Source organism: Streptomyces sp. NPDC008121 (assembly GCF_042957155.1).
Classification (GTDB): Bacteria; Actinomycetota; Actinomycetes; order Streptomycetales; family Streptomycetaceae; genus Streptomyces.
In genome coordinates, this window is sequence record NZ_JBIBHT010000010.1 from 243,669 (window position 1) to 258,117 (window position 14,449).

Genomic DNA, 14,449 nt, shown 5'->3' on the forward strand with positions numbered 1-14,449 from the left:
GTGGTCGCCCCCTCTCGACGCACCCCCTTCCCTTGGCCCTCTCCTCCAGGCGGCGCACCTCGTTCCCATAGCGCACCCCCTTGCCGCCCGCCGTTCTAGCGGCCCACCCCTCCAGGCGGCGCACCTCGTACAGGCGGTGCGCCTGCCCCCGCGCCCCCGGCGCCCCCGCCTGCCCCCAGCGCCCCTCCTGCTTCCCGACGGGCCCGCGCGAAGGGCGACTTGACGAGCCGGCTGCCCGCGGAGGCGTAGGAGCGTCGTCTCCGCCGCCCCGCCCGGGAGCCGCGCCCCCTGGCGCCCCCTGACCGCCGCGCGCCTCTTCGCACCCTCCCGCGCGCCCGCGCCCCGTCCGGCCCGCCGGACCCCTCGTACCACCGCGCACGCCCCCGCCGCCCCTCCGCGAGCACCGTCCCCGCGCCGCCAAGGCGCCATGTCGCGCTGCCCCTCGACCCCACAGACCCCCCGCGGACCCCATCCGCCTCCCCTCACCCCTCACCCCTGCATGCCGATCCGACAGGAGCCCCACCGTGGCTACGTTCCTCTCCAGACTGGGCCGCCTCGCCTTTCGACGACGGGGGGTGACGCTCCTGCTCTGGCTGCTGGTCTTCGGCGGCATGGGCTTCGCCGCCTCCTCCGCTCCGCCGCCTCCCGCCGATACGTTCTCGATGCCCGGCACCGAGTCGCAGGAGGCCTTCGACCTGCTGGCCGAGAGGTTCCCGGACGCGCGCGCCGACGGCGCGGGTGCGCGGGTCGTCGTGCGGGCCCCCGGCGGCGCGAAGATCACCGCGGCCCCGCACCGGGCCGCGGTCGAGCGCCTGGCCGCCGAGTTGGGGAGGTCGTCCCCGCAGGTGGTGGCCGTCGCCGACCCGTACCGGTCGCCCGACGTCAGCATCAGCGAGGACCGTACGACCGCCTACCTGGCGGTGACGTACCGGGTCCCCGCGCCGGAGGTCGACCGGAAGGCGCACGACGCCTTCGACGCGGCCCTCGCACGGGCCGGAACGTCCGGGCTCACCGTCGAGGCCGGCGGTGACGCCGTACGGATCGAGCAGGCGGCGATGGGCGGTACGGGCGAGAAGATCGGCATCCTGGTCTCCGCGATCGTCCTCGTCCTGACCTTCGGCTCGATGATCGCGGCCGGAATGCCGCTGATCACCGCGCTGATCAGCGTCGGCATCGGCATCTCCGGCATCACGGCGCTCGGCTCCACGCTGGGCCTGTCCGGCACCACGTCGACCCTCGCGATGATGATCGGCCTCGCGGTCGGCATCGACTACGCGCTCTTCATCGTGTCCCGTTTCCGCGCCGAACGGATGGAGGGGCGTACCCCCGAGGAGGCGGCCGGACGGGCCGTCGGCACCGCCGGCTCGGCCGTCGTCTTCGCCGGCCTGACGGTCGTCGTCGCCCTCGCAGGGCTCGCCGTGGTGAACATCCCGATGCTCACCACGATGGGCCTGGCCGCGGCCGGCACCGTCGCCGTCGCCGTACTCGTCGCGATCACCCTGGTCCCCGCCCTCCTCAGCTTCGCGCCGGTCAAGGTGATGCCCCGTAAGGGACGCCTGGCGTACGCGGTCAAGCCGCTGTCGGCGCGCCGGCAGCGCAGGGCCGCCCGCCACGCGGCGAAGCAGGCCCGGAGGACCGCCAAGCCCAACCTGGGCTCGCGCTGGGCCGGTTACGTCCTGCGCCACCCGGTCGCCGTCCTCCTGGTCGGTGTGATCGGCCTCGGCACGATCGCCGTGCCGGCCGCGAGCCTGGAGCTCGGCCTGCCGGGCGAGGGCCAGATGTCGACGGAGACCACCCAGCGCAAGGCGTACGACCTGCTCTCGGAGTCCTTCGGGCCCGGCTTCAACGGACCCCTGATGGTCACCGTGCAGGCCGAGGACGCCAAGGCCGCCGGCGACGCGGTCGGCGGGATGCTCCGGCGGACGGACGGCGTGGCCTCCGTCTCCCCGGCCACCGCCAACACGGCGGGCGACACCGCCATCCTCACCGTCGTCCCGGAGACGGGTCCGACCGACCGGAGGACCGAGGAACTGGTCCGCGAACTCCGCTCGCTGGCCCACGGGATGGAGGGGCGGACCGCCGACCGGATCCTGGTGACCGGCCAGACGGCCATGTTCATCGACTTCTCGCAGACCCTCGACGACGCGCTGCTGCCCTATCTGGGCCTGGTCGTCGGCCTCGCCTTTCTGCTCCTGATGGTGGTCTTCCGCTCAATCCTGGTCCCGCTGAAGGCGGCCCTCGGCTTCCTGCTGTCCGTGACCGCGGCCCTCGGCGGCGTCGTGGCCGTCTTCCAATGGGGCTGGCTCGCCGACGTCCTCGGCGTCGACGCGCCCGGCCCGATCATGAGCACGATGCCGATCTTCATGATCGGCGTGGTCTTCGGCCTCGCGATGGACTACGAGGTCTTCCTCGTCAGCCGGATGCGCGAGTCGTACGCCCACGGGGCGCGCCCGGGCCAGGCGGTCGTCGACGGCTTCCGCCACGGCGGCCGGGTGGTCAGCGCGGCGGCGATCATCATGATGAGCGTCTTCTCCGGCTTCATCGTGGAGGACAACGACTTCGTCAAGATGATCGGCTTCGCTCTCGCGATCGCCGTCCTCTTCGATGCCTTCGTCGTCCGCATGGCGATCGTGCCGGCGCTCTTCGCCCTCCTCGGCCCGTCCGCGTGGTGGCTGCCGAAGTGGCTGGACCGGATCCTTCCCCGGGTGGACGTGGAGGGCGAGAAGCCGGGCCCCGACGCGGCACGGGGGACGCCGGGTCCGCGGAGGGAACGCTCCCTGACCGGCTGAGAGACAGCCCCCCGCACGTCCCATCGCGTCCCGTGGCACCGAAGGCGCCTCCGCACCTGCTCCGGCCGGAAGCGGGGGCGCCTTTCGCCGTACGGGAGCCGCGCCGCCGGCGCCGTAGCGCCACGCGCGACACCTTCGTACGGGCGCATCACCCCAGCTCAGCCACGCCCAGCGCCATCACACCCCACCTATGGCGCCACAATGACTCGACATGGCGCCATGCATGTGCCACGATAAGGGCGCAAGCACGGCAGGGGTGGCGCCAAACAAACGCCAACCCCTTCCGGCCCCGCCCTCGGACCACGGGAATCCACAGCGCATCCACGGGACTCCCCCCAAGAGAAAGGCCGCCCACCATGAACACCGCGACCACAGCGGCGACCAGCACGCCCACCGCGGCGATCTCCGCGACCGGACTGCGCAAGTCGTACGGCGACAAGGTGGTGCTCGACGGCATCGACCTGCGGATCCCCGAGGGCACGGTCTTCGCTCTGCTCGGCCCCAACGGAGCGGGCAAGACCACCACCGTGGAGATCCTCTCCACCCTCATCACGGCCGACGCGGGCCAGGCGCTGGTCGGGGGCCACGACGTGGCCGCCGACGCCGACTCCGTACGCCGCCGGATCGGCGTCACCGGCCAGTTCGCCGCCGTCGACGGGCTGCTCACCGCCGAGGAGAACCTGCTCCTCATGGCCGACCTGCACCACCTGAGCCGCGGCGAGGGCCGGCGACGGGCCGCCGAACTCCTGGAGCGCTTCGAGCTGACCGAGGCGGCCCGCAAGAACGTCGCCACCTTCTCCGGCGGCATGCGCCGCAAGCTGGACCTGGCGATGACGCTGGTCGGCCGGCCGCGGATCATCTTCCTCGACGAGCCGACCACCGGTCTCGACCCGCGCAGCCGCCGCGTGATGTGGGAGCTCATCCGGGACCTGGTCGCGGATCAGGGCGTGACGATCTTCCTCACCACCCAGTACCTGGAGGAGGCCGACCAGCTCGCCGACCGCATCGCGGTGCTGGACCACGGCAAGCTCGTCGCCGAAGGCACCGCGGACGAGCTGAAGCGGCTGGTCCCCGGCGGCCACGTCCGCGTCCGGTTCGCCGACCAGGCCCAACTCACCACCGGGGCCGCGCTCTTCGGGACGGCCACCCGCGACGACGAGTCGCTCACCCTGCAGGTCCCCAGCGACGGCTCCCTCGCCAATCTCCGGGCCATCCTCGACGTCCTCGACCACAGCGGCGTGCACGCCGAATCGCTCACCGTGCACACCCCGGACCTCGACGACGTCTTCCTCACCCTCACCGGCCGGCCGACCGCCACCCCCACCGTCCCCGCCCCGGCCGCCACCTCCGCCACCTCCGCCACGTCCGCCACCGCCCAGAAGGAGTCGAACCGATGAGCACCACGCGCACCGCCGCCCTCGCCCCGGCCAAGCCCGCCGCGCCCACCCGCTCGTACGCCGTGCGCGACTCCCTCACGATGCTGCGCCGCAACATCAAGCACATGCAGCGCTACCCCTCGATGACGATCTCGATCCTCGTGATGCCGCTGCTGATGCTGCTGCTCTTCGTGTACGTCTTCGGCGGCGCGCTCGGCGCCGGCATCGGGGCGGGCGGCGACCGGGGCGACTACATCAACTACCTGGTGCCCGGCATCATCCTGATGTCCGCGACCTCGGGGGCCGTCGCGACGGCCGTGTCCGTCTGCACCGACATGACGGAAGGCATCGTCAACCGCTTCCGCACGATGTCGATCTCCAGAGGCTCCATCCTCACGGGCCACGTCCTCGGCAGCGTCATCCAGGTCGCGGCCGTCCTCGCCCTGATCACCGGCGTCTCCCTCGCGATCGGCTTCCGCCCCGACGCCTCGGCCGTCGAATGGCTGGCCGCCGCCGGCCTGCTCCTCTTCCTCGCCTTCGGCATGGCGTGGCTGTCCGCCGCGATGGGCATGGGCGCGAAGACCGTCGAGGCCGCGAGCAACGGCCCGCTGCCGCTGACCTTCCTGCCCTTCCTCGGCAGCGCGATCGTCACCCCGGACTCGATGCCGACGGCCCTGCGGTGGTTCGCCGAGTACCAGCCCTTCACCCCGATCAACGAGACCCTGCGCGGCCTGCTGCTCGGCACCCCGATCGGCAACGACGGCTGGATCGCCCTGGCCTGGTGCACGGCCCTGGCCCTGATCGGCTACGTGTGGTCCCGCGCGGTCTTCAACCGCGAGGTCACCCGCTGATCCCCAACGGCCTGAACCCCCTGGGCAGGCAGACGGACGGACACGCGGACAGGCGGCTCCCGAACCGATTCGGGAGCCGCCTTCGGCGCATTTCCGGAGCGGACGGATCGAGGTCAGGTGGTCACTGCCGCTGTCGCGGGATGCGCGCCGCGCGCCCGAGCCTGGTTTTGAAACGAGACAGAGTGGAGGGGACCGGCTGGATCTGCAGGGCGAGCTTGCCGTCGCTGGGACCGACGCTGACGGTGTGCGGGCAGCCGTCGGCCGGGGACAGGTCCACCGTCCGCCGTACCGTCCGCTGGGGCACGTCGGGTCCGAGCGCACCACCGAGCCCTCCGCTGGCGGTCATCCCTCGCGCCGTGCAGCGCAGGAAGACCTCCCAGGTGCCCGCGCCGAGGGAACGGCCGCCGTCCGCCGCCGCGAGGTCGAACGACGCACGGAACCCGGCCAGGCCGTAGTCGTACGTCTCCCTGCCGCGGCTGACGGTCAGATGCGGGGAACCCTCGCGCTGGGCCGGCACCACGATCTCCTGCTTGGTGGCGGCGTGCCGCAGCACCACCTCGGTCTCCAGACCGTCGGTGTCCACCTGGTCCAGGTAGGCGTAGCCGGAGAGTTCGAGGACGCTGCCCCGCCAGGTGAGCTCGTCCACCCGGCGGCGTGGGCTGGCACCGAGGGCGACGTCGGTGATGTCGCAGAGCTCCTCGTACACGGCCGAGGAGACGGGCGGGTACGGCACGGCCGCGTACAGACGGCCGTCCCGCAGCAGCGCCTTGCCCGGGCGCCCCGCCAGATCCCACTCGACGACCCGGGCCAGCTCGTCGAGGAGACCCTCCCGCAGACAGTGCACCCGCAGCCGCTCCGCGACATCGAGCCGTGCCAGGACACCCGGCGTCACCCACGCCTCCGCATGCGGACGGGCCAGCTCTACGAGCGCCTTGCGCTCCGCCTCGTCCGCCCGCAGATAGCGCCGGTCGAAACGCCGCAGCAGCTCGGCCTTCACGTGCCGGGCCACCATCCGGTCCCGCATCGCGCCCGGCTCGGTGAGCTCCGTGAGGATGCCGACCAGCTCGGCCGCCTGCGACACCATCGTCGGATAGTCGAGACCGCCGCTCGTGATGTTGCCGTCGTCCCCCCGCCGCACGAGGTAGTAGCAGTCGTAGTCGGCGAGGATCGATATGACCCTGCTGTGCAGATAGGCACGTGCGACGAAGTGCTGGTCCTCGCTGATCCGCATGTGCTCGGGGAAGCGCAGCCCGTGCTCCTCGATCATGCTGCGCCGGAACAGCTTGAACGGCATGAGGGTGTAGTAGACGGTGGCCGCGTCCGCCCGGTCCACGTTCCGGGCGAAGACCTGCTGAACCTCCTTGCGGATCACCCGCCCCACCCCCACGAGCTTGGCCAGGACGGTGTCCGCGCCGTTCTTCTCGGCCATGTTCACCAGCCGCTCCAGGGCCTGCGGCCCCAGGCAGTCGTCCCCGTCCAGGAAGAACACGTACCGGCCGGTCGCCCGGTCCAGCCCGGCGTTACGCGGACGGCTCGGGCCGCCGGACGCCTCCTGGTGGACGACGGTCATCGCCCAGTCCTTACGGGCCCATTCGTCCAGGACGTCACCACTGCCGTCCGTGCTGCCGTCGTCGACGGCGATGACCTCGATCACGTCCGTGCCGATGCTCTGCCGGGCGACCGACGCGAGGGCCTGCTCCAGGTACGGCATCGCGTTGTACACGGGGATGACCACGGAGACGATCGGCGTAGTCGCATCGTTCATCGACTGGTTCCCCCCAAGGCGACGTTGTGAATGACCGGACCAGATTCAGAGGACCGGCATTATGCCGCAGGGTCCTCGGATCACGAAGGGGACGCGATCCGTCACGGCACCGGCGGTGCCATGTGTGCCTCCGCGCAGAAGCGATCACGTGCCCGGCGGTCCGGTGCGCCCCCCATCCGCGAGGCCGTACCACCGAGGTCAGAGGCATCGTGCGGACCCGCAGCGGCACTCCGGGGAAACAGGGGCGACCTCCACAACCCCGATCGGCTAGGCTGTCAGCGGTCAGTCGGCCTCTGCGCGCCTGCCCGGGATGGCGTCCCTCCGGACCCCGCCCCGGCACCGCTTCGAGAAAGTCTGACCAGGGCGTTTGTCCCGCTCTGCTCGGCATCCCCCGACAGGGGTTTCCGACAGGGCCACGACAAGCCCCGCCTTCGTAGCTCAGGGGATAGAGCACCGCTCTCCTAAAGCGGGTGTCGCAGGTTCGAATCCTGCCGGGGGCACAAGGGAAAGGCCACCTACCGATCTTGGTAGGTGGCCTTTGACATCTACTTCTGACATCAACGACGACGGTCGGCCGAGGACGGCCGCGAGCGCGCGGAGCGAAATACGGGTGCCGGCTCCCGGGCCTGGCCGGCAGGATCACGCTATGTCGACCGATGTCAGCGGAATGATCGAGTGCCGACCGGGGGCACGGCTGTGGGGTCCGGATGATGAGGACACAGTCTGGGAAGCGGGCATCGACCTCTTCCTGCTGAACAGGGGCAACGCTTACGACGGCCTGGCGTGTCTCTTCGGTATCCGCAACTCCTTCGGCTTCCGTCCGCTTGCTGAGGACCGTGGCTTCCCGGATGACGCGTCGGAAGGGCTGCGTCGTGAGTTCGTCGGCTACGGCGGCCCCGACTCCGTGTACGGGACGACATGGGTGACCTGGGCCGAGCTGTCCGCCACCGACTGGCAAGAGACGGACGCCTCTGGCACACGAAGTCGTGCGTCGGCCGCAGGACCCGACACCGACTGGGGCCGCGTCTGGAGCGTCATGCGCATCCTCAGTGAGGTCCACGGCGCGGAGAACGTACGTCTCGTCGTCTGGTTCCACTGACTCGACCCCGCGCTGAACATGGGGTCGGGCCAGACAGGCATCCAATCCACTCAGCCACAGTCGGGGCGGCCCTTCAGGCAGCGTTCCCCTGAGGAGCACCGAGTGAGCTCAGCGGTCATCCCGCGGTTCGTTCACTCCGCGATCCGAGAGGCGGCCATTTCCCACGGGGCCGGCTCCGCCACGTCTTCGCACTCATCGGCGTCTTCCCGGTACCACCCTGTTCCGGCGAGCCAGGCTTCGAGCCACTCGGCCAGGCTGCCGGTGTCGACGAACCAGGCGGCGGCTCCTTCGTCTGCCATGGCGTTCGGGTCGAAGAGGAGGACCATGGCGGTCTCGCTGAAGCAGTCCACCGCGGCGTACATGGCGCAGCCCCAGTCGAGGATCGGCAGCACGCCCGCCGGCCAGTACGGTGCTTCTCCCTCGGCCGAGGCGGATCGTTCGGATTGATACGCGCTCAGCGCCGTACGCCCTGGCCCGACCAGCGGAAGAAGCTGGTAATCGGGGCCGTAGCCACCGTTGGCCACTTCCCGGTACAGGCTCGCCAGCAGGGGCGGGAGGGCGAAGCCGAAAACTGCCTCTACCTCGGCAACCTCCTCGGCAGTGGCGGCGGGAGGCAAGGCCGTGGAAGTGGCCCTGGCCTCCACCGCTACGCGGGGAACGAGATCTTCGATGGCTCTCACGTTCGGGATCCTGTCAGGAACCTACGACAGAGAGCGCCGTCCTGTCGGGTCTCCCCTTGCAGGTGCCGTCAGACGCACAACGCCCTGAATACGGCATTAGACGTCCCGCACTGAGATGGCACCGATCCGAGGAATCGACCGATAGACGGCGAACGGAATGACGGAGAATCCAGGATATTGCGGCAGTGAAGCCGACCCTGCCCAGGTTTCGCATCTGCGCGTTCAGGCACTCTGCGAAATCTCCTCGATTCACACTGCCGTCGGCGGAAGCGGACGCACTGATCGACGTGCGGAACCTAGGGAGTGAGGTTGTCATCGAGGCGAATACAGCGGGCCGCAGGACACTGGCTGGGCATCCGCTCATGCTGGCGGGCGAGGGTGTCTCCGGCGGAGCGCACCTGCACCTCGAAGACAGCAACAGCCTGGAGGACGGTTCCGTCGGACTGGTCCTAGAGCGGAGCAACGAGGAGTAGTACCGCCGGCACGCGGACGATCCGGGTGTGCTCAGGCCGTCGCGCTGTGGGAATTGACGGCCCATTAGAGTGCCGTGCGTGATCACTTCTCCCGAGTACGTCAACAGCAGAGAAGACCTGGCATCCTTCGTCCGTTCCCTGCACGCCAGCAATGTCGACGGCGGTGAGTCATGGGAGAACACGGACCTTGCTGGTTTCCTGGAGGCGTTGGCGGCCTGGATCGATGACGCTGGCAGTTGGTACCGCAACACCGGCCACGATCTGCCGGCCAACGGTGACTGGCGCTTCTTCGCCCGAGCGCTCCGAGCGGCAACCGTGTACGAGTAGTCCAGATCTCGCATGGTCGCGACGCGGACCGAGCGGAGCAGCCCCGGGGCGCGATCCGGGGCTGCTCTGTCGTTGGATGTGCGTCGCTGCTAGCCGAAGGCCGCCGCCGGTAGCAGAGGGCCCTCGCCATCTCCCTTGAGAGGCCGGTAGTGGCGGCGCATCTGGCCAAGATCGAGCGGGCAGTCAGGCGCACCCGTTCCTCTCACGCTGGGCAGCCGTACCCCGCGGCCCGGCAAGCTCTGGTCGAAGCGCTGCGGGACGAAGGCGCCCCACGTGTCGTACCTCAGGTCGTCGACGAGTTCGCCTGGCGTATCTGTGAGGACCCGGAGGGGCTTCCCTTCTGACCTCCGGCCGAGCCGGCAGGGGCCGTCAGCGGAGTTCTTCCGGGCAGGCCGTGCCGCGGGGGAAGAGTTTGTACGGGGCCGCCAGGCGGTAGACGCCCGCCTTCGGGGCCAGGAGTTCGGTCCACTCGTCGCCCTCCGCGTCCGCTTCCGTCTTCAGGAGGCAGCCCTCGGCGTTGTGGAACACCTTCGGCAGCTCCGTCTCCGACTCCTCGCGGTCCCGCTTCGACTCCTCCGTCTCCTGCGGCGGTTCGATCTTGTCGCCGTTCTCGTCCACGAGCGCCAGCCACGGGGAGTACGGGACCCGGATCAGGATGCGGCCCGGGGCGTCGAGGCGGATGACGACCTCCTCGGCGGCCGCGCGGCGGACGTCGGCCGGCGAGGCCGCGAGCGGGGTGGGGTCCTCGACCGCGTACAGGCGCCAGTTCGCGTCCGACCACACCTGCTGGAGGTACGGCAGACCGCCCTGGACCAGCTCCGCCTCGCGCTCCGCCCCCGAGTCGGGCGCCCCGGTCGGCAGCACCACGTAGTGCACCGCCCAGCGATCGAGCCAGTCCTGGTAGTTGGAGGCGTTGAGGGTGTCGTCGTAGAAGAGCGGGTTGCGTTCCATGTCCGCTTGGCGGTTCCAGCCGCGCGCCAGGTTGATGTACGGCGTCAGGGCCGACGACTCGCGGTGGCTGGAGGCCGGTACGACCTCCACGCGCGCCTTCTCCGCTCCCCGTACCTGCAACTGGTTGATCAGCGGCGCGACCTCCCGCGCCCAGGAGGCGTCGGGCGCGGTACGGATGACGTCGTCGACGCCCTTGAACCCGATCCAGAAGTTCAGCCCCGCGAAGGCGATCACCAGCGCGTACCAGCGGCGCGAGCGCGGGACCGCGTACGGCAGGGCGGCGAGGAGGACGACGCCCGCGAAGACCATCACCAGGCGCGAGACGTTCGACCCGATCTGGGAGTCGACCAGCCAGGTCAGCAGCGTGCCGGCGGAGTACACGGCCGCACCGGTGCGCACGGTGCGCCACTCGCGCGGTACGAGGACGAGGACCAGGACCCCGAAGAGGAACGGCAGCGCCGTCGACGCCCACGACATCGGCTGCGTACCGGAGAAGGGGAACAGCCAGGAGGAGAGGGCGACGACCGCCACCGGGGCGAGGCCCAGGGCGTACGCGCCCGGGCGCCGCTTGTTGAGGAAGAGGGCCGCGGCGGCGACTCCGAGGAAGAGGCCGGCGACCGGGCTGCACGCGGTCGCGAGACCGGCGAGCGGGGCGGCGACGGCGGCCTTCGCCCACCGCTTGTGGCGCCAGCGGTGCGGCCAGCAGAAGACGGCGGCGACCGCGCCCAGCGCGAACATCATGCCGAGCCCGAACGTCACCCGCCCCGACAGCGCGTTGCACAGGAACGCGAAGACCCCCGCCAGCGCGCACGCGAGCGGATTGCGGACCGCCCGCACCCGCACCAGGATCAGCGCCGTCAGCCCCGCCGAGAGCGTCCCGGCGATCATCATCGTCGTACGGACGCCGAGGACCGACATCACGTACGGCGACACCACGCTGTACGAGACCGGGTGCATCCCGCCGTACCAGGCGAGGTTGTACGCGGAGTCCGGGTGCCGGCCGACGAACTCGGCCCAGGCGTCCTGGGCGGCGAGGTCGCCGCCGCTGTTCGCGAACAGGAAGAACCACAGGATGTGGGTGAGCGCCGCGACACCCGTGGCGATCATGACGGGGTAGCGGCGCTTGCGGCGCGCGGGGCGAGGGCGGGGTGCCGCCGCGGGGGCCGGGGGCGCCGTGCCGGAGGGCGGCCGGGGAGCCGGGAGGTTTATTCGCGGCGCGGCGTCGGCCGAGACGGAGGTGAGGGCGGGGGCCGGGGCCGAAGCCTCGGGGCCCGTCGTCGCCGTGGCTCCGGCTGACGCCTTCGTACCGGTCGCCTTCGTACCGGACGCCTTCGTACCGGACGCCTCGGTTCCGGCCGGCTCGGTTCCGGTTCCGGTCCCGCCCTCGTCGGCGCGTGTCGGCTCGGCGGTGGTCACTGCGGCCCTTTCCCGTGCTGCCCGTCGCGCGTGCTCGTTCCTCGGAACGCTAACAGTCGGGCGCCCCGGAGAACCGGGGCGCCGTCACGCGTCAGCCGATGCGCGTCAGCTTCTTGTCGAAGCCCGGCTCCACCAGGTCCGCCTGGAGGGCGACCGGGGCGCTGACCTTGCCCGTTCCCGTACCGATCGACACCTGGCCGACGATCGCCCCCGCCTTGGCGGCGTGCGGGACGGCCGTGCCGCCGTCGGTCAGCTCCAGGTCGACCTTCAGGCCCGGCCAGCCGATCGCCTTGAGCTCCTTGGTCGCGATCACCGGCGTCCGGCCGCCGAGGCCGTCGTCGACGTAGCCGACGACCTGGCCCTTGCGGACGACCGGGGCGGAGGTCACGTCCTTCTGCGCCTGCTGGATCAGCTTCAGGCTGTAGTCGATCGCCAGCTGGAGCTTCTGGTAGAGCTGGTCGGCGTCCTTCGCCCCCATCACGACACCGAGGATGCGGCGGCTCTTGCCGTCGATCACGGTGTTCGCGGACCAGAGGAGGTTGCCGCCCGCGGGCGTGGAGGAGCCGGTCTTGATGCCGCCGACACCCGGCTTGAGCAGGATGTTGTTGTTGTTCTCGATCTGCCCGGGGATGCCGTCCACCGTCAGGTTCGGCATGTTCACGATCTCCCGGAACACGTCGTACTGCATCACCGCCTTCGCCAGCTTCAGCTGGTCCAGCGGGGTGGAGACGGTGGTCGCCTGGAGGCCCGACGGGTCGGTGTAGACCGAGCCCGTCATACCGAGGTCCTTGGCCGCGGCGTTCATCTTGTCGACGAACGCGGCCTCCGTACCGGCGTCCCAGCGGGCCAGCAGCCGGGCCACGTTGTTGCCGGACGGGATCATGAGGAGCTGCAGCAGCTCCTTCTCGGAGTACTTCTGGCCCTCCTCGATCTGCGCGGTCGACTCGTCCTTGGCCTTGGCCTGCTCGCCGGCCTTCTTGTCGACCGTGATCTCGGGGCCGTTCGCGTTGCCCTTGATGGGGTGGTCACGGAGGATCACGTACGCGGTCATGGTCTTCGCGACGCTCGCGATCGGCGCGGGCTTCTGCGCGCCGTACGTCCCCAGCGAGCCGACGCCCTCGACCTCGGCGGCGCCCTGGCCCTCGGCGGGCCACGGCATGTTCAGCGCGCCGCCCGCGAACGTGTAGGTCGGGGCCGTGGAGAGGGCCAGCGCGGGGGCCGGGAGCGGCCGCACGAACTGCACGATCGCAAAGATGATCAGCAGCAGGATGACCAACGGCGTCCAGATCCGCACCCGGCGGACCGTGGTGCGCAGCGCGGTCGGCTGCGGGGGCGGGGTGTTCGTCAGCTCCGCGAGGAGGTCCAGCGGGGGCAGCGGCGGCATCGGCTGCTGCCTGGTCCGCTCGGCCTCCGTGAGGGAGGCGGGCGGGGTGGCGGCAGCGGGGGCCGAGGGGGCGGCCGCGGCCGCCGGCTTCTGCTCGGCCGGCCGCTGCGGCGCCGAGGCCGGGGCTGCCGCGGCCTCGGGGAGGTCGCGGCGCAACGGAATGAACTGGCTGGTCCGCTCGGCGTCGGACTCCGGCGGCTTGGGGGCCTGGGGGGTCGAGGGGGCCTTCGCCTTGGAGGGCGAAGGACCGGCGGTCGCCTCGGACGCCTTCGCGGATTTCGGGGCCTTGGCGGCCTCCGGGGCGGCCCCGTCCGTCGGGGTGGGCTTCGCGGCAGGCGTGACCGGCGTGACCGGCGGGAGCTTCAGCGCGGTCGTCGGCTGGTCCACGACGGGCGGGCGCACGGCCTTGAAGACGGCGGTGGGCTGATCCAGGGCCGGCTTGGCGGGGACGGCGTCGGCCTCCGGCTGGGCCTCAAGCTGCTCGTCCTCGGCGGCAGGGGCATCCTCGGCGGCGGGCGCGTCTGCCGGGTTCTCGGCCTTGCCGGGCTTGCGGGAGGCGAACCAGTCCTTCGCGGGGCCGACGTCGGCGTCCGTCCCGGCCTCGGGGGCCGCGGCTCTCTCAGGCGCCTCACCGGCGTCGGGAGCCTCCGAGGTGACATCCGTATCGGCCTCGGGCTCGGGCTCGGCTTCGGCGGCCACGGGCTCACCGGCCTCGTCAGCAATCGCCTCACCATCGACCACCGTCTCGACCGCCGTCTCGGGCCCCTCGGCGCCGTCGGCGGCCTCGGCGTCCGTCGTCGCCGCCTCGTCGCCCGAGGCGACCCACGCCGCCACGGCCGCCCGCAGGCGGTCCTCCCCGCCCTCGCCACCGTCCTCGGCAGCCGGGGGCTCAGCATCCGGGGTCTTGGGCTCCGGGGTCTGCGTCCTCGGGGCCTCGGCGGCCGGAGCGTCGTCCTCCGGGGCGCGCGGGGTGAGCGTCTTGAAGACCGCCGTCGGCTGGTCCACCCGAACCGCACCCGACTCGGACTCCGCCTCCGCGCCCGATCCCGAGCCCGACGCCTCACCGGTCGATGCCGAAGACCGCGACGCCGAAGACGCCGAAGACGCCGAAGACGCCGAAGAGGAGCTCGACTCGCGGAACACGGAGAGCCGCGGGTCCCGCCCACCGCCACCCGGGGTCGCCTCCTGCGAAGACTCCTGCTGCTCCGCCTTTTCGGGGGACTCGCCCGCCACCGTGCCTCCTCCATGCGTCATGCGTACGTCCGAACCATGTACCAGTGTCCTGTGTGAACCCCTTGGCTCCCGTGCTAGACGAGAACGACATACCTGCCGGTTCCC

9 protein-coding genes and 1 tRNA gene are annotated in these 14,449 nt (G+C 71.2%); 6 read left to right on the plus strand and 4 right to left on the minus strand.

The genetic code is table 11. From position 1 onward, the window contains the following. Window positions 1-524: 524 nt before the first annotated feature. The 3 genes from ACFZBD_RS30465 (at window position 525) to ACFZBD_RS30475 (ending at window position 5,016) form a co-directional block, all read left to right on the plus strand. Window positions 525-2,789, plus strand: coding sequence for an MMPL family transporter (locus tag ACFZBD_RS30465; RefSeq protein WP_391145852.1), 2,265 nt, complete (start codon window positions 525-527; stop codon window positions 2,787-2,789). Between the two features lie 356 nt (window positions 2,790-3,145). Continuing rightward, window positions 3,146-4,186, plus strand: a complete 1,041-nt coding sequence (locus tag ACFZBD_RS30470) for an ATP-binding cassette domain-containing protein (RefSeq protein WP_391145854.1) — start codon at window positions 3,146-3,148, stop codon at window positions 4,184-4,186. After that, a complete protein-coding gene (locus ACFZBD_RS30475; RefSeq protein ID WP_391145856.1) occupies window positions 4,183-5,016 on the plus strand; it encodes an ABC transporter permease in 834 nt (277 codons plus the stop codon). Before ACFZBD_RS30470 ends, ACFZBD_RS30475 begins: the two co-directional genes overlap by 4 nt. A 121-nt stretch (window positions 5,017-5,137) precedes the next feature. Here ACFZBD_RS30475 and ACFZBD_RS30480 read toward each other — a convergent pair whose 3' ends face one another. Further along, on the minus strand, window positions 5,138-6,781 hold the full coding sequence (locus ACFZBD_RS30480) for a glycosyltransferase (protein ID WP_391145859.1): 1,644 nt from the start codon (window positions 6,779-6,781) through the stop codon (window positions 5,138-5,140). Window positions 6,782-7,208: 427 nt separating this feature from the next. Between ACFZBD_RS30480 and ACFZBD_RS30485 the strand changes: the two genes are divergently transcribed. Further along, window positions 7,209-7,281, plus strand: a tRNA-Arg gene (locus tag ACFZBD_RS30485). 146 nt (window positions 7,282-7,427) lie between these two features. Next, complete coding sequence (locus ACFZBD_RS30490) at window positions 7,428-7,880, plus strand: hypothetical protein (protein ID WP_391145861.1); 453 nt, start codon at window positions 7,428-7,430, stop codon at window positions 7,878-7,880. A 131-nt stretch (window positions 7,881-8,011) separates the two neighbouring features. Here ACFZBD_RS30490 and ACFZBD_RS30495 read toward each other — a convergent pair whose 3' ends face one another. Then, window positions 8,012-8,560, minus strand: a complete 549-nt coding sequence (locus ACFZBD_RS30495; RefSeq protein WP_391145862.1) for an SMI1/KNR4 family protein — start codon at window positions 8,558-8,560, stop codon at window positions 8,012-8,014. A 551-nt stretch (window positions 8,561-9,111) separates the two neighbouring features. On the opposite strand from ACFZBD_RS30495, the gene ACFZBD_RS30500 reads away from it, so the two are divergent. Next, window positions 9,112-9,360 carry a hypothetical protein gene (locus ACFZBD_RS30500; RefSeq protein ID WP_391145865.1) on the plus strand — a complete coding sequence of 83 codons (249 nt, stop codon included), beginning with the start codon at window positions 9,112-9,114 and terminating at the stop codon, window positions 9,358-9,360. A gap of 369 nt (window positions 9,361-9,729) precedes the next feature. On the opposite strand, the gene ACFZBD_RS30505 is transcribed toward ACFZBD_RS30500, so the two are convergent. Both ACFZBD_RS30505 and ACFZBD_RS30510 read right to left on the minus strand, forming a co-directional pair. Then, complete coding sequence (locus ACFZBD_RS30505; protein WP_391145867.1) at window positions 9,730-11,727, minus strand: MFS transporter; 1,998 nt, start codon at window positions 11,725-11,727, stop codon at window positions 9,730-9,732. A 91-nt stretch (window positions 11,728-11,818) separates the two neighbouring features. Then, window positions 11,819-14,344 (minus strand): D-alanyl-D-alanine carboxypeptidase, encoded by a 2,526-nt coding sequence (locus ACFZBD_RS30510; RefSeq protein ID WP_391146147.1) that lies wholly within the window; start codon window positions 14,342-14,344, stop codon window positions 11,819-11,821. Window positions 14,345-14,449: the final 105 nt, after the last annotated feature.

Excerpts from the sequence above, each read along its gene's own strand:
- ACFZBD_RS30470 (WP_391145854.1), top strand. The coding sequence starts at position 3,146 with ATGAACACCGCGACCACAGCGGCGACCAGCACGCCCACCGCGGCGATC.
- ACFZBD_RS30475 (WP_391145856.1), top strand. The coding sequence starts at position 4,183 with ATGAGCACCACGCGCACCGCCGCCCTCGCCCCGGCCAAGCCCGCCGCG.
- ACFZBD_RS30480 (WP_391145859.1), bottom strand. The coding sequence starts at position 6,781 with ATGAACGATGCGACTACGCCGATCGTCTCCGTGGTCATCCCCGTGTAC.
- ACFZBD_RS30490 (WP_391145861.1), top strand. The coding sequence starts at position 7,428 with ATGTCGACCGATGTCAGCGGAATGATCGAGTGCCGACCGGGGGCACGG.